The sequence below is a fragment of the Pseudarthrobacter sp. NIBRBAC000502771 genome, from assembly GCF_006517215.1.
Taxonomy (GTDB): domain Bacteria; phylum Actinomycetota; class Actinomycetes; order Actinomycetales; family Micrococcaceae; genus Arthrobacter; species Arthrobacter niigatensis.
The window spans coordinates 1,108,805-1,124,876 of record NZ_CP041187.1; the positions used below are offsets into that span (position 1 = coordinate 1,108,805).

Here is a 16,072-nt window from a genome sequence, read left to right on the forward strand (position 1 = left end):
CCGCGGAACTTACTTTTTGCGCTTGCGCCGGGTACTGAAAAATGGGTTCTCACCGGCCTTGCCCTGGTAGGTCCTGCGGCCCGGAAGCGGAATCTGCTCGCTGAGCAGGCCGCCGCGGGCGGTGCTCGGCTGGTCCTCGCCCGGCAGATATGAGCTGTCGGCAGCCTGCCGTGCCCCGCCGTCGTGCGTATCCCGGCGGCCGCCCGCGCGCTGGGGGTCCGGCCCGGCGCGGAACGAGACGGCGTCGAACTCGCCGGAAATCCTTGGGATCAGGCCGGTGTCCACCGAGGTGGTGGCGCGCTCAGGCTGGTTGCCGCGGGCAGGGGATCCAGCGGAGGGAGAGGACGACGGCGCGTCCCCCGCTTCCGGCCCTTGGGCTTGGTTACCGCGGCCAAACCTTCCCAGCAGGGGCCGGAGCATGTCGCTGAGCTCGGACACACGGAACACACGGAGGAGCAGGAAGTAGACGGCCAGCATGACCGGCCCCACGATAATGAGCGTCACGAGTGCCTGGAGGCGGCCGCTCCAGGCGAAACCGTCGGGGTTGTAGCTGCCCATGAGCCACAGGGCGCCGGCACCGGCGATTGCCGAGCCCAGGGCCGCGTATCCCATCCTGATGTATGAATTGGCGATCCGGGCGCCGTCCAGGTGCCCCAGCATGCGGCGCAGGAACACCGCGCTGATGACCACCGAAAGGATGTTGCCCACCATGTACAGGATGGCTATGGCATAGATGATCTGGCCCACCGGCAGGAACTGGATGGCGAACGCACCCGCGACGTACACCACGGCGAGCAGCAGCTGAACGTAGAACGGGGTGCGGGCGTCCTCGTTGGCGTAGAACACGCGGGACATCATGAAGTTGGCGCTCATGAACGGGGTGCTGAGGGCCAGGATGGTCAGTGTCTGGGCCAGCATGACGCCGTCCTGGCGCAGGCCGCCCGAGAAGAACATGCCCAGCGGACCGGCCAGGGCAAACAGCGCCAGCGCACCAAAGACGGTGGCGACGGCCATGGTCCGCAGGCCGTGCGAGAGCGCATCCCGCAGTTCGGCCCGGTTGCCTTCCTGGGAGGCGCGGGTCATGCGGTTGAACAGCACGGTGGCCAGGGACAGCGCGATGATCGAGTGCGGCAGCAGGTACAGCTGGCTGGCCACTTCGAGGACGGCGTTGCCGGGCAGGGTGGATGCTGCCGGGTCCCCCGCCTCCTGCAGCCGGATGCGTTCCGCGCCGGGGATGGTGGCGATGCGCATGACGTACAGGAAAGCCAGCTGCCCGACGGCGGCCGTCAGCAGCGTCCACACGCTCAGCTTTGCGGCGTGCCCAAGTCCTACGCCGCGCCAGCCGAACCTGGGCCGAAGTCCCAGCTTCAGCCGGAAGACGGGTACCAGCAGGATCGCGGTCTGCGACAGCACGCCAATAGTGGAGAACCCGGCCACCAACAGTGTCTGGGTGGCGCCCCAGTTGTCCAGTGTGTGGGGGCTGAACTCGTTCGTGCCAAAGATCCAGATGAACATTCCCAGGCCGGCGATGGCCACCACGTTGTTCAGGATCGGTGCCCACATGGCAGGGCCGAACGCGCCGTTGGCGTTCAGGACCTGGGTGAGCAGGGCGTAGAGGCCGTAAAAGAAGATCTGCGGCAGGCACCAGAACGCAAAGGTGACGGCGAGGGCCTTCTGCTGCGGGGAGTACCCCTGCGTGGTCAGCTCGATGACCCCCGGGGCCGCCAGGGTAACCAGCGCAGTCAGGCCGAAGAGAAGCAGGACAGCCAGCGTCAGCAGCCGGCTGATGTAGTCCGCTCCCCTGTCCGGAGCCTTGCTGGCCTTGATGATCTGCGGGACCAGCACGGCGTTGAACACGCCGCCGGCCACCAGGAGGAAGATCAGGTTGGGCAGGTTGTTGGCATTGATGAACGTGTCATTGACCGTTGAACCGAGGCCCAGGGCGGTACCCAGCATCCAGGTCTTGCCGAAGCCGAGGAAACGCGACACCAGCGTCCCGGCAGCCATGATGGCGCTGGAACGGGTCTCGCTGACGCCTGCCGCAGCAGGCTCCGCAAGGTCCGGTGCGGCGGGCTCAGGGGGGACGCCGTCGGGCGCGGCGTCATCGGGCCGGCCTGACCGGTCGGAAGGAAAGTTGGTAGCTGACATCGACTTCATCGTCTCACCCGCGGGCGCATAACACCGCAACGACGACGGCGGCGTCCGGGCTTAAAGGTGCCCGGGAAGGACCTCGCGGGCGAGGTCGGCGATGCGGCGTTCATTGGGGAAGGACAGCTTCCGTGCCAGCTCCTGGATGGGCACCCAGGCCACGTCCACGGCTTCCTGGTCGGGATCGTTTTCGATGGTGAGCTCACCGCCCGTGGCACGCAGGAGGTAATGGTGCACGGTCTTATGGACCCGGTGGCCGCTGACGGTGAACCAGTAATCGATGCTGCCCAGAGGTGCCAGGATGTCTCCCTCGATGCCGGTTTCCTCGGCAATTTCCCGGACCGCGGCCTCTTCGTTGTTTTCCTTACCTTCCGGATGCCCCTTGGGCAGGCACCATTCAAGGCGTCCACCCCTGTTAAGGCGGGCGATGATGGCAACCCTCAGTTCGGCGTCGGACGTGTCCACCACCACGCCGCCGGCCGACACTTCCTCAACCGTTGGCAGCGATGCCGGTGCCGACTGCTGGGCAGGGGCAACGTGCGCACCTATTGCTGACGGCAACGGTGCGTTTGTCCTCCTGCCTGGAGCGCTCGGTACTGGATGGGCCATGGAGTCCACTCTAACGACTGTTGCCCTCGCGTGATGACCGGAACATGACAACAACATGGACGGGATATGACGCACTTTCCGCACGGGAACCCGAATCAGCGCGGATCGTGACGCTTTTTTGGACTGCCAAGGCGCTGGTTTCTGCCAAGCTTAAGGAACTATGGCGCACGCACATCACAAGATTGATTCCCACACTGTCGACTTCAAGGTACCGCCGGTGGTCCTGGAGCTCGGGCAGCGCTTCGTGGACGCCGGCCACGAGCTGTCCCTGGTGGGCGGTCCGGTGCGCGACCTCTTCCTTGGCCGGGTTTCCCCCGACCTCGACTTCACCACCGATGCCACGCCGGACCAGACGGTGGCACTGATCAAGAAGTGGGCGGACAACTTCTGGGAGATCGGCCGGGCGTTCGGCACCATCGGCATGCGCAAGGCCGGTTTCCAGATCGAGATCACCACCTACCGGGCCGAGGCCTACGATCCCGACTCCCGCAAGCCCGTGGTGGCTTTCGGTTCCTCCCTCACCGATGACCTGCTGCGCCGGGACTTCACCATCAACGCCATGGCATTGAAACTGCCGTCCATGGAACTGGTGGACCCCTTCGGCGGGGTCCGCGACCTTCATGCTTCTATCCTGGCAACCCCCGGTTCACCGGAGGCGTCCTTCTCCGATGATCCGCTCCGGATGATGCGGGCGGCCAGGTTCGCCGCACAACTGGGCGTCACAGTCCACGACGACGTCCGGGACGCCATGACGCGCATGGCCGACCGGATCAAGATCATTTCCGCGGAACGCGTGCGGGACGAACTGGTCAAGCTCATTTGCGGGGCCCGGCCGCGGACCGGGATCGACATCCTTGTGGATACGGGACTGGCCGAACATGTGCTGCCTGAGGTTTCCGCCCTTCGCCTCGAATCCGACGAGCACCACCGGCACAAGGACGTCTACCAGCATTCCCTGCAGGTCCTGGAACAGGCAGCCGAACTTGAAACGAACGCGGAAGGGCCCGTGCCGGGGCCGGACTTCGTGCTGCGGTTCGCAGCCTTGATGCACGACGTCGGGAAGCCGGCTACGCGCCGCTTCGAACCGGGCGGCGCGGTGAGCTTCCGCCACCACGACATGGTGGGTGCCAAGCTCACCAGCAAGCGGATGAAGGCGTTGCGGTTCGACAACGACACCACCAAGGCCGTGGCGCGGCTGGTGGAACTGCACATGCGCTTCTACGGCTACGGTGACGCCGGCTGGAGTGACTCCGCCGTCCGGCGCTACGTCACGGACGCCGGGCCGCTGCTGGAGCGGCTGCACCGGCTTACCCGCTCCGATGTCACCACTAGGAACCAGCGGAAGGCAGAACGCCTGGCCTTCGCCTATGACGACCTCGAGTCACGGATCGCAGCCCTGCGTGAACAGGAATCCCTGGATGCGGTGCGCCCGGACCTCGACGGTGCCCGGATCATGGAGCTGCTGGGGCTTAAACCGGGGCCTGTAGTGGGCCGGGCCTACAAGTTCCTCCTGAATGAACGGATGGAGCATGGACCGCTGCCCACCGAGGAAGCGGAGGCGCGCCTGCTCCGCTGGTGGGCTGAACAGCCTGAATCCGCACCTTCCGGCCCCGGGGCGGAAGCCTCTCCCGCCGTCGTCGAACCTTCACCCGTTGAGGAGTCCAAGTGACCAATCCCGCCCTTGCCCCGCGCCCGCAGCTCTGGATCCTCCGCCACGGTGAGACCGAGTGGTCCAAAAGCGGTCAGTACACCGGCCTGACCGACCTCCCCCTGACCGTGGAAGGTGAACAGCAGGCCGTCGAGGCCCGCAAGGTACTGGACGGCGTCGATTTCGACCTGGTGCTCACCTCCCCGCTGCGGCGCGCACGGCGAACCGCCGAGCTGGCTGGATTCCCCGATGCCCGGCATGAGCCGCTGGCGGTGGAATGGAACTACGGCGATTACGAAGGCATCAGCTCCGACCTGATCCGCAAGGACAACCCCGATTACTTGATCTGGACCCACGGCGTACCCAACGGCGAGACCCTGGACGAGGTGGCGGCCAGGGCGGACAAAATCATCGGCCGGATCCTCGAATCGGGGATGGACAATGTGCTGATCGTGGCACACGGGCATTTCTCCCGGATCCTGACTGCCCGCTGGCTTGAATTGCCGCCCGCGGAGGGACGGCACTTTGTCCTGGGAACGGCCAAAGTATGCACCCTGGGCTGGGATAAGAAGACGCCCGCCATTGTCCGTTGGGGCCTCTGAATCGCCTTTAGTAAAAAACTAATCAGCATTTCCCGGGAATTGCTGGCCTTTCGCAGATTCCTGGGGTACCTTTATTCCTGACCCCGCGGCAATCTGCCGGGGCCAAGACCGCATTGCACACCAAGCAGCGGACAGCAGAAAAGGAGGTTGGGAAAATGATGACTTTGACTGGCGAATGGAATGCCCTCGTCAATGCGTTCCCGGCCTTTGCTGATTCTGCAGAGGTTGCCTCGGATACCCCGGATACCTGGCGTTCAGCCGCCGTCCAGGGCCTGCGGCGCCGCTAAGCGGCACCAGCCTCCGGCCGGGACCCCGCACGGGCTTCCGCCCGGGACAGCCGTCCGGTAAAGGAACGCACTCCGCCGGCTCTTTGATAGCCACCGCATCACTCCTTCCTTTGTCGTCCGATGTCCCTAACCGGGCCACCGACGGCCGGCAGTGGCCAGCTCCGGCGCAACTCCCGTAATTGTCCGAACTTACAATTGCGCTGATTCCTGCAATTAATCTGGATTCTTCCATGGATTGCCGGTCCTTATTTCTGCCTTACTTTTGTGCGCCCTAAATGGCGCTGATTTGTCATGCCCTATTTCCGATCGCCCAAGAAAGGAGGTGGCTCCCCTTGATGCAAAGAATCATGAGACTCCTGACCCGTCCCCTGCAGCGCCGCAGTTCCCTTAACAGCGGCCTGCTGGAGCAGCATCGAAATGACGTATTCGTGCTGATGCACCAGCAGGTTGGCGGCCTGCGCTGACGGCCGGCCCCGGTCCCGTGGGAAGGGGCCGGCTGTAAGCTCGATCCCATGCACGAGACCCAGGCGCCGGAGGATGGTCGACGGCCCCGCATCGTGGTGCCCAGCCGAAGCGACACCCTCCTGCGGAATTTCACCGAGGTTATAGGGGGCCCGCTGGGGACCCGGACGGATCCCGGAGTCGTCACCCCCGGCATCTTTACCGTCGAGCGGGTGCTCATTGCCCTCACGGCGCTGGCAGCCCTGTCGGGGATCCTGCTGAAGGGTTATTGCAGGGCCAACGGGTGGGAGACTCCCACGCAGTTCTATGCCACCTGCTACTCGGACTTTCCGGAGCTGTTCCGGAACCGGGGCATGGCAGCGGGAGTCTTTCCCATCGTGGGCAGCGGCAGCTTGTTCGAATACCCCGTTCTCATCGGATTGATCGCGGGCTTGACGGCATGGTTGGTCCCGGGAGGGGACGCCAACGCCCAGGCACTGGCCTACTTCGACATCAACGCCGTGCTGCTGGCGGCGGCGGCCATGATTACCGTGCTGGTGACTGCCCGGATGCCCGGCCGCCGTCCCTGGGATGCTGCCATGGTGGCACTGGCACCGGGCATCGTGCTGGCCGGGACCATCAACTGGGACCTTTGGGCTGCCTGCCTGCTTGCGCTGGGAATGTATCTCTTCGCCAGGCAGCGGCTGGTTCCCGCCGGCGTGCTGATCGGCCTGGCCACAGCCACCAAGCTGTATCCCGTGCTGGTGCTGGCGGCCATCCTGCTGCTGGCGGTTCGGACTGCCCGATGGCGGCCACTGCTGGTTACCGCCGGGAGCGCCGCCGCCGCATGGCTGGTGGTCAACCTCCCTTTCGCCCTCGCGAACTTTTCCGGCTGGACCTATTTCTTCCAGTACAGCGCCGACCGGGGCGCCGGATACAGTTCCCCCTGGTTTGCCTACAACCTGGTGGCGGACAGGCTGGGCTGGTCCAAGCTGGGTGCCGAAGTCGTCAGCCTCCTGTCGGGCGGACTCTTCGTGGTGGCCTGCCTCGGTATCGCTGCTGTTGCCCTCACCGCCCGTCGCCGCCCGCGCCTGGCGCAACTCGCATTCCTGATCGTGGCTGCCTTCATCCTGACCAGCAAGGTCTATTCCCCGCAGTACGTGGTGTGGCTCATCCCGCTGCTGGCGCTGGCCAGGCCGCGGTGGCGTGACTTCCTCGTGTGGCAGGGCGTCGAAGCCCTGCATTGGGCTGCCATCTGGATGTACCTTGGTCAGGTGACCAGCGCAGGTTCCTCCCAGCACAACCTGGACATGCCCTACTACGTCCTGGCTGTGGCCGCGCACATGGTCGCGGTGGGCTACCTCATGGCACGCGTCCTCTGGGATATCTACGATCCCATGTACGATCCCATCCGCCGGCACCACCTCGACGATCCCCACGGCGGTCCGTTTGCCAACGCACCGGACCGGTTCCGGCTAAATCCATTCGGCCCGGCCGCTCCGCTGCTTCCCTCGAAAGCAAAGTCCCATGCCTGATGTCGCGGTAGTCGGTTCCGGTCCCAACGGACTCTCCGCGGCAGCGGTCATGGCACGCGCCGGGTTGTCAGTGGAAGTCTTCGAGGCAGCCCCCAAAATCGGTGGTGGCACCCGGACCATAGAGCTCATGCGGCCGGGACACTTCCACGACGTCTGCTCTGCGGTGCATCCCATGGCCGTTGCTTCCCCTTTCTTCCGTGCCTTCGAGTTGCCCCGGCGGGTGGAGCTGGTTACCCCGGAGATTTCCTTCGGGTCACCGCTGGACGGGGGCCGCGCGGCGCTGGCCTACAAGTCGCTGGACAGGACGGCATCGGAGCTGGGCCAGGATGGCCCCGCATACCGGCGGCTCATGGAACCATTGGTCCGGCATATCGACGCTGTCATGGACTTCACGCAGAACCAGCTCCTCCGGATTCCCCGGAACCCCCTGGTGGCCGCCGTCTATGGGCTGCGGACAATGGAGCAGGGCACCGGACTGTGGAACGCCAGGTTCCGGGACGAACTTGCGCCGGCACTCCTTAGCGGTGTGGCCGCCCACGCCATTTCCCATTTGCCCTCCCTCGCAGCCTCCGGCGCCGGTCTCATGCTTGGCGCCCTGGGGCACGCCGGCGGGTGGCCCATCCCCCGCGGCGGCTCCGCATCAATTGCCGAAGCACTTGCCGAGGACATCCGGGCACACGGCGGCGTCATTCACACCGACACGCCGATCGACAAGCTGGAACAGCTTCCGGCTGCCCGCGCCACCCTCCTGGACGTTGCCCCCGCGGGGCTGCTCGGAATGGCAGGACATTCCCTTCCCGCCCACTACCGCAGGGCGTTGGAGCGTTTCCGCTACGGCAACGGCTCCTGCAAGGTGGACTTCATCCTGTCCGGCCCCGTGCCGTGGCAGGCAGCCGGGCTCTCCGACGCCGGGACGGTTCATGTGGGCGGCACGCGGGCTGAGCTCGCGCGCTCGGAGAACGAGGTCAGTGGCGGACGCCACCCTGAACGGCCGTATGTGCTCGTGGCCCAGCCCTCCCGGTTCGATGCCGGCCGCGCACCGGAAGGCCGGCACATCCTGTGGACCTACTGCCATGTGCCGTCCGGCTCGACGAAGGACATGACCAGCCAGGTGGTGGCCCAATTGGAACGGTTCGCGCCGGGCTTCCGCGACCTCGTGGTGGAATCGCACGCCATCACCGCTGCGGAACTGGCCGGCTATAACCGCAACTACATTGGGGGCGACTTCAGCGCCGGCGTGATGGATGTCCGCGGACTTGTCCAGAAACCGGTGGTATCTCCCGTCCCGTGGCGGACACCGCTGCTCGGCGTCTACCTGTGCTCGTCATCGACGCCCCCTGGTCCCGGTGTCACGGGCATGCCCGGGCTGCACGCGGCAAAGTATGCCCTCAAGGACATCTTCAAGCTCCCGGTCCCGGATCTGGGCCTGTCCTAGGCCCCTGCACGGCGGCAACCGCCGGCGTGGCGCGGCCCACGTCCGGTCCGGGGGATAATGGCGCGATGGGGAAATCAACGAAACTTTCGCTTGCCGTAGCTGCGCTCATTCTCAGTTCCACGCTGGTGGCCTGCGATGACGGAAAATCCGGAGCGGAAGCTGCCGCCCAACAACTGGCAGGCGCGGTCTCCGCGCTCGATGTAGGGTCTGTGGCTTTCGAGGGCAAAGACGCCGCAGCGGCAAACGACCAGCTGCACCAGGTCTTCGCGGCGCTGGACCCGCAAAAGCCAGAGGTCCAGTCAGGCACCCTGACGCTGGACGGAGACAAGGCGTCGGCGCCCTTAAACTACACCTGGAAATTCGGCGATGCGGAGTGGAAGTACACCATCGCAGTGAACTTCAAGAAGTCCGGCGGCAAGTGGCTCACCGTCTGGGACCCGGCCATCCTGGCACCAGGCCTGGCGGACAGCGAGATTGTGACCAAGGGATCCCAGTCCCCCCAGCGTGCAGACATCCTTGGTGCCGGTGACGTCCCGCTGGTGACCTACCGCCCCGTGGTGAACGTAGGCATCGACAAACCGCAGCTCGGCACCGCGGACCCGGCCGATTCCGCCGGTAAGCTGGCGGCACTGGTGGGTGTGGACCCTGCCGCGTACGTGCAGCAGGTCAAGGCGGCAGGGGCACAGGCCTTTGTTTCCGCGATCACGCTGCGTGAAGAAGGCCGCACCATCTCAGACGAGCAGATCGCGGCCATTCCCGGCGCCCGCGGGATCCCGGCGTCGATCCCCCTGGCCCCGAGCAGGACGTTTGCCCGCGCAGTGCTCGGATCGGTTGGGGAAGCCACCGCCGAACAGATTGAGGCGTCGAAAGGCGTCCTTACCGCGGGTGATGTCACTGGTATCGGCGGGCTCCAGCAACAGTATGACGAACAGCTCCGTGGCTCGGACGCGGTGGTCATCCGCGCGCAGCGGGCAGACCTGACCCGCGAACAGATCCAGTCGGCGGGTACGGACCCGCGGCGCGTCCTCTTCCAGGTGGCACCCAAGCCGGGGACGCCCTTGAAAACCACGCTCGATCCCCGGCTGCAGTCGCTGGCCGAAACCACCCTGGATAAGGTGGGTCCGGCGTCGGCCATTGTGGCCCTGAGGCCCTCCAGCGGCGCCGTGCTGGCCGCCGCCTCGGGGCCCGGCAGCAACGGCTACAACACGGCCATGCTGGGGCAGTACGCCCCCGGATCCATCTTCAAGATGGTGGATTCCCTTGCAATGTTCCGCAACGGGATGACGCCGGACTCCACCGTCCAGTGCACGCCCACGCTCACGGTCGACGGACGGACCTTCAAGAACTCCGAAGGCTACCCGGAAACCTCGCTGGGTGCGGTCACCCTGCGCGACGCCTTTGCCCACTCCTGCAACACCGCCTTCATCTCGCAGCGCGATTCTGTCTCACAGGGCCAGCTTGAAGCAGCGGCCACATCCATGGGGGTGGCGGTTGAGGCACCCAAACTCGGCGCAGAAGCATTCCTGGGTTCCGTCCCAGGTGAAGCCCAAGGCACGGAGCATGCGGCTTCCATGATTGGCCAGGGCAAGGTGCTGCTGTCCCCGCTGGCCGCTGCGATCATGGCCGGCTCGGTCGCCAAGGGCGCCCCGGTCTCGGCGCAGCTGGTCCTGAACCCCGACGCCGGTGCTCCCGCCGCCGGAACAACGGCGGGTTCCACCGCTCCAGCAGCCGAAGCATCGGCGACGGCCACTGCGCAGGCGCCCTCTACGGCGTCGGACAAGCCCATCACCGCAGCGGAGGCGGCATCGCTGTCGGACATGATGCGCGCCGTGGTCACTTCCGGGCACGCGGGCTTCCTGTCCAGCGTCCCCGGCGCACCGGTAGGAGCCAAGACGGGAACCGCCGAATTCGGAACCGAGAACCCGCCCAAGACCCACGCCTGGATCGTGGCCGTCCACGGTGACCTGGCCGTGGCCGTGTTCGTGGAGGACGGCGGCCTGGGCGCCACCACCTCCGGGCCGTTGCTGAAGCAGTTCCTCACCGCCGCCGGCTAGGAAGCGGCGTGGGAGGATTGACGGCGTGGCCCATATTGACGTTTCCGGCATCGACTACTTCCTCTCCGACGGCACCCAGCTGCTGAACGGGGTGACCTTCAAGGTCCCGGACGGCACCAAGACCGCCCTGATCGGCCCCAACGGCACAGGTAAAACCACCCTGTTCAGGATCATCGCCGGGGATTTGGTCCCCGACGAGGGCGTCATCGGGCGCTCCGGCAACATGGGCATCATGCGCCAGTTCGTGGGCCAGGTCCGGGATGGTTCCACGGTCCGGGACCTGCTGGTCTCCGCTGCTCCCCCGGCCCTTGCGGCCGCCGCCCGAGAGGTGGACGAGGCCGAACTGGCCATGCTGGAGCACGACGACGAGCCCACCCAGATGCGGTACGCCCAGGCGATCGTGGACTGGGGCGATGCCGGGGGCTACGACGTCGAAACCGTCTGGGACGAGGTCTGCATGGCCGCGCTGGGACTCCCGTTCGACCGCGCGCAGCACCGCCCGGCGTCGACCCTTTCCGGCGGCGAGCAGAAGCGCCTGGTGCTGGAGGCACTTTTCGCAGGCCCGGACGACCTCCTGCTCCTGGACGAGCCGGACAACTACTTGGACGTCCCGGGCAAGCGCTGGCTCGAGGAAAAACTGAATGACTCAAAGAAGACCGTCTTCTTCATCAGCCACGACCGGGAACTGCTGAACAACGCGGCCGGCCGCATTGTCACCTTGGAGCCCGGAATCAACGGAGCGGCAGCATGGATCCATGGCGGCGGCTTTGGGTCCTACGTCGAGGCACGCGCAGACCGGAACGCGCGTTTCGAGGAGCTCCGCAAGCGCTGGGACGAGGAGCACATCAAGCTCAAGGAACTCGTCAACATGTACAAGAACAAGGCTGCCTTCCGCTCCGACATGGCGAACCGGTACCACGCGGCGCAGACCCGGCTGGCCAAGTTCCTGGAGGTTGGGCCGCCCGAGGCCCTGCCCATCGAGCAGAATGTCCAGATGCGGCTCAAGGGCGGCCGAACGGCCAAGCGGGCCATCGTGGCGGAGCGGCTGGAACTCACGGGCCTGATGAAGCCGTTCTCCACCGAAGTGTGGTTTGGCGACCGGGTCGGTGTTCTCGGATCCAACGGCTCGGGCAAGTCGCACTTCCTCCGGCTGCTCGCCACCGGCGGCACCGACCCCGAACGCGAGCACCTCCCCGTTTCCGATGTGGAGATCGCCGAGGTACCCCACGAGGGAACCGTGAAGCTCGGTGCCAGGATCCGGCCAGGATTCTTCGCCCAGACCCACGTCCGGCCCGACCTGCTGGGCAAGACCCTCCTGGAGATCCTGCACCGCGGCGACGAACACCGTTCCGGGCTGGGTCGCGAGGCCGCCGCCGGCGCGCTGGACGGCTACGGCCTGGCGGGGCAGTCGGAACAGAAATATGAGTCCCTCTCCGGCGGTCAGCAGGCGCGGTTCCAAATCCTGCTGCTCCAGCTCAGCGGCGCCACGCTGCTCCTGCTGGACGAGCCCACGGACAACCTGGACCTGCATTCGGCCGAAGCGCTGGAACGGGCCATTGACCACTTTGAGGGGACCGTGCTGGCCGTGACCCACGACCGTTGGTTCGCGCGGACCTTCGACCGATTCCTGGTCTTCGGTTCGGACGGCAAGGTCTATGAGTCCGCGGAGCCCGTTTGGGACGAACAGCGGGTGGAGCGCGCCCGCTGAGGGTTCGATCACGTGAGTGATCAAATGATCAAATATTGATAGCATTTGATCATGAAGACGGATGAGCGGCACCGCGTAATCGCCGAAGTCCTGCGGCAGCAGCCGGAGGTGAGCGTGGAGGAGCTGATGCAGGCCTGCGGCGCCTCCGGAGCAACCATCCGCCGCGACCTCGAGGTTTTGGCCGGCCATGGTGTCCTTCGCAGGGTCCACGGCGGGGCCAGGAGCCTGATAGGGCAGGGGCAGAATCCCGGCTACGGACAGCGGGAGCTGGAGGAGCAGGACGGCAAGAGGCGCATTGCGGCAGCCGTCGCCGGCCTCCTGGCGGAGAACGAGCACGTCTGGCTGGACAGCGGAAGCACCGCCACCGCAGTGGCCCGGGCCGTGGCGGGCAGGGAACTGACGCTGATGCCCATGTCCCTGCAGGCCTTGAATGCGGCAGCTGAGGGAGACGGCGCAGGGGGCTCACGCCCCGCGCTGCTCTTGCCTGGGGGAAGCGTGGTGCCCGGTGAACTCTGTTTCCGCGGACCACTGGCCGAGTCCACCATCAGGTCCCTGCGTTTCGACACCGCGGTGCTGACGCCGTGTTCCGTGGACTTCAAAGACGGACTCCTGGCCCACGACCTTGAAGATGCGGCCGTAAAAGCAGCCGGCCTGCAATCCGCAGCCCGGGTGGTGGTGGCCGCCTCAGCCGCAAAGTGGCAGGCGCACGCCAGGGTTCTCGTGGCGGGACTGGACCGGGTGGACGTCATCGTCACGGACCGGAAATTCAGTGCACAGGACAAAGCCGAACTTGAGAAATACCCAGTGGAAGTAGTGAGCGTATGAGCACCAACACCGGAACGGACCAGCAGGCAGGACTAAAGGCCGCCGCTGCGGCGACCTTCGTGGTTTTCGGCATCAACGGGCTTGTCTTTGCCAGTTGGGCGGCCCGCATCCCCGCCGTCACCCAGACGCTGCACATCACTTCCGGCCAAATGGGCACCCTGCTGCTGTGCACGGCCGTGGGATCCCTGCTCGCGCTGCCAACCGCAGGACTCGTGGTGGGCCGGCTCGGAACGGCCAATACCGTGCGCTATGCCGGACTGCTGGCCGCGGCCGCCGGCGTGGGCATCGCCATGTCACTCCTGACAACGTCCATTCCCGGAACGGCCGTGTCACTTTTCTTCTTCGGCATTGGAATTGGCCTCTGGGACGTGGCGCAAAACATCGAAGGGGCGGACGTGGAGCACAAGCTCCGGCGGACCGTCATGCCCCAGTTCCACGCAGCCTTCAGCGGAGGCGCCTTCGTAGGGGCCCTGGTGGGGGCGGGGCTGTCAACCCTCGGCGTGGACCTGCCATTGCACCTTCTGGTGATCGCAGCCGTAGTGGTGCTGGTGGCGCTGACGGTGCCGCGCTACTTCCTTCCCCACGTCTCGACTGCCCCTGTGGACGGGGAGCCGAAACGAGCCAAGGGACCGTCCGCCTGGCGGGACAGCAGGACGTTGCTCATTGGTGTGGTGGTCCTCGGCGCCACGCTTACCGAAGGCGCAGGCAACGACTGGATCGCCAAGGCCTCGGTGGACGGGCTTGCCACCTCCGAATCCACCGGCGCCCTCATGTTCGCGTTGTTCGTCCTGGCCATGACGGCAATGCGGTTCCTGGGCGGGAGGGTCATCGACAAGTACGGCCGGGTGGCCGTCCTACGGGCCAGCATGGCCGCGGCCGCCGCCGGACTGGGTCTCTTCGTGCTGGCATCAAACATTTGGCTGGCAGGTATTGGAGCTGCCCTGTGGGGCGTGGGCGCCGCCCTGGCCTTCCCCATGGGCATGTCCGCAGCTTCGGATGACCCCAAGCATTCAGCGGCCCGCGTGTCCGTTGTATCCACATTGGGGTATATATCTTTCCTGGCCGGGCCGCCGTTGCTGGGCTACCTGGGTGACCTCACCGGAATCCACACCGCGCTGCTGGCCATCATGGCGCCCATCCTGGTGGCACTGCTCCTCGCCGGAGCGGCGAAACCCCTGCGCGTTGAACCGGGGCCAGCCCCGGAGGAGGAGCCAGTGGGGTTAGGGTGATCCCATGCAAAGCACCAAGCCCCCGGGCCGGAGCTGGGTCAGCCGCCTCGATAGATACCTCGTAGGGCATGTTTCGGGCCTGCCCGGAGGAAACCACGACGCCTTCTTCCGCCGCCTCTCCGCCTCCGCCAACCAGGGCAAACTCTGGATGGGGACGGCAGCGGTCCTGGCCCTCTTCCCGGGGAAGACCAGGAGGGCGGCGGTGCACGGGCTGATCGCACAGGGAGTGGCGTCGGCAGTGACCAACGTGGTGTTCAAGACACTGCTCCCCCGCACCCGGCCGCTCCCCGAGCACCTGCCGGTCTTCCGCTTCGTGCATCCGCAGCCCACGAGCTCCTCCATGCCGTCAGGGCACTCCGCATCAGCCGTAGCGTTTGCCGTGGGAGCCGGCTTGGTCCGTCCGGCGCTGGGAATCGCGCTGGCTCCGGCCGCCCTGGGGGTGGCCTATTCGAGGGTCCACACCGGCGCGCACTGGCCCTCCGATGTAATCTTCGGGTCGGTCCTGGGTGCAGGAGCTGCCCTGGTGACGCGCCACTGGTGGCCTGTCCGTCCGCCCATCCCCCCGACCACGCGGGCGGTGACCAGCGCACCGGCACTGCCGGGCGGCGAGGGCCTCAGTATCGTTGTGAACACCCTGGGCGGCTCTTTCAAGGAGGAAACCGCGGCAGCGCTCCAAGAAGTATTCCCGAAGGCGCATATCAATGTCGCGCAGCCGGACGAAGACCTGGTCCAGCGCATCAATGCCACTGCAGACCATCCCGGCACCCTGGCCCTCGGTGTCTGGGGCGGAGACGGGACCGTCGGCGCCGCAGCCGCTGTCGCCGTCGAACGCTCCATACCCCTGCTGGTCCTGCCGGGCGGGACGCTCAACCACTTTGCACGGGACGCCGGGACCGGCAGCCTCAAGGAGGCGGTCGCGGCCGCGGAAAAGGGCGAGGCGGCCCTGGCCGGCGTTGGTGTGGTCACCGTGGAACGCGGACTTGCCGGCAATCCCGAAGTCTCCCGGCTGATCATGCTGAACACCTCCAGTGTGGGCCTTTATCCGAATCTTGTGCGGCGGCGGGAACACCTGCAGCCGGCGCTGGGCAAGCCGCTGGCCGGTGTTGTGGCCATGTTCCGCACCTTCGCCGCCGGCACCCCCACAACGTTGAGCGTGGACGGCGTCCGCCACAAGGTGTGGATCGCCTACCTGGGCCGCGGCCGGTACTATCCGCGGGACCACGCACCCCTGATCAGGCCGGTGATGGACGACGGGGTCCTCGACGTCCGGCTGATCACCGCCGACGAATCCTTTGCCCGGCTCCGGCTTCTCTGGTCCGTTCTGACGGGGACGGTGGCAAGCTCAAGGATCACCCACCTGCGGGAAGCCACCGAGGTGAGGATCGACGCCGGCGGCGCGCCCATGGCGCTGGCAGTGGACGGAGAAGCGCTGGCCGGTGTCCGGAAGGTGGCCTACGAAGTACGGCCCAAGGCCCTGGCGTACTACTCGCCACGCCCCTGACATGGGCCACGCCGGGGAGGACAACCCTGATTCTCCCCTGAATCATCCCT

At 66.2% G+C, this 16,072-nt stretch carries 12 protein-coding genes; 10 read left to right on the plus strand and 2 right to left on the minus strand.

Features of this window, described 5'->3' with window-relative positions; all coding sequences use genetic code 11:
- Positions 1–9: 9 nt before the first annotated feature.
- Positions 10–2,148, minus strand: coding sequence for a murein biosynthesis integral membrane protein MurJ (murJ, locus tag NIBR502771_RS05320; protein ID WP_141158814.1), 2,139 nt, complete (start codon positions 2,146–2,148; stop codon positions 10–12).
- 60 nt (positions 2,149–2,208) lie between these two features.
- A complete protein-coding gene (locus NIBR502771_RS05325; RefSeq protein WP_141158815.1) occupies positions 2,209–2,709 on the minus strand; it encodes an NUDIX hydrolase in 501 nt (166 codons plus the stop codon).
- A 208-nt stretch (positions 2,710–2,917) separates the two neighbouring features.
- Here NIBR502771_RS05325 and NIBR502771_RS05330 point away from each other — a divergent pair, with 208 nt between their 5' ends.
- From NIBR502771_RS05330 to NIBR502771_RS05370, 10 genes are all read left to right on the plus strand, one after another.
- On the plus strand, positions 2,918–4,426 hold the full coding sequence (locus NIBR502771_RS05330; protein ID WP_141158816.1) for a CCA tRNA nucleotidyltransferase: 1,509 nt from the start codon (positions 2,918–2,920) through the stop codon (positions 4,424–4,426).
- Complete coding sequence (locus tag NIBR502771_RS05335; protein ID WP_141158817.1) at positions 4,423–5,007, plus strand: histidine phosphatase family protein; 585 nt, start codon at positions 4,423–4,425, stop codon at positions 5,005–5,007. The genes NIBR502771_RS05330 and NIBR502771_RS05335 overlap by 4 nt, the downstream gene beginning before the upstream one ends.
- 155 nt (positions 5,008–5,162) lie before the next feature.
- A complete protein-coding gene (locus tag NIBR502771_RS21100; protein WP_256371468.1) occupies positions 5,163–5,294 on the plus strand; it encodes a hypothetical protein in 132 nt (43 codons plus the stop codon).
- Positions 5,295–5,806: 512 nt separating this feature from the next.
- On the plus strand, positions 5,807–7,270 hold the full coding sequence (locus NIBR502771_RS05340; RefSeq protein ID WP_141158818.1) for a glycosyltransferase family 87 protein: 1,464 nt from the start codon (positions 5,807–5,809) through the stop codon (positions 7,268–7,270).
- Positions 7,263–8,705 (plus strand): NAD(P)/FAD-dependent oxidoreductase, encoded by a 1,443-nt coding sequence (locus tag NIBR502771_RS05345; protein ID WP_141158819.1) that lies wholly within the window; start codon positions 7,263–7,265, stop codon positions 8,703–8,705. Before NIBR502771_RS05340 ends, NIBR502771_RS05345 begins: the two co-directional genes overlap by 8 nt.
- Before the next feature lie 65 nt (positions 8,706–8,770).
- Positions 8,771–10,759 (plus strand): penicillin-binding transpeptidase domain-containing protein, encoded by a 1,989-nt coding sequence (locus NIBR502771_RS05350; protein ID WP_141158820.1) that lies wholly within the window; start codon positions 8,771–8,773, stop codon positions 10,757–10,759.
- Positions 10,760–10,784: 25 nt separating this feature from the next.
- Positions 10,785–12,467 carry an ABC-F family ATP-binding cassette domain-containing protein gene (locus tag NIBR502771_RS05355; RefSeq protein WP_141158821.1) on the plus strand — a complete coding sequence of 561 codons (1,683 nt, stop codon included), beginning with the start codon at positions 10,785–10,787 and terminating at the stop codon, positions 12,465–12,467.
- Between the two features lie 51 nt (positions 12,468–12,518).
- Positions 12,519–13,292: a DeoR/GlpR family DNA-binding transcription regulator gene (locus tag NIBR502771_RS05360; protein ID WP_141158822.1), complete on the plus strand. Its 774-nt coding sequence runs from the start codon at positions 12,519–12,521 to the stop codon at positions 13,290–13,292.
- Positions 13,289–14,521 (plus strand): MFS transporter, encoded by a 1,233-nt coding sequence (locus NIBR502771_RS05365; RefSeq protein ID WP_141158823.1) that lies wholly within the window; start codon positions 13,289–13,291, stop codon positions 14,519–14,521. Before NIBR502771_RS05360 ends, NIBR502771_RS05365 begins: the two co-directional genes overlap by 4 nt.
- Positions 14,522–14,525: 4 nt before the next feature.
- A complete protein-coding gene (locus NIBR502771_RS05370; RefSeq protein ID WP_141158824.1) occupies positions 14,526–16,022 on the plus strand; it encodes a bifunctional phosphatase PAP2/diacylglycerol kinase family protein in 1,497 nt (498 codons plus the stop codon).
- Positions 16,023–16,072: the final 50 nt, after the last annotated feature.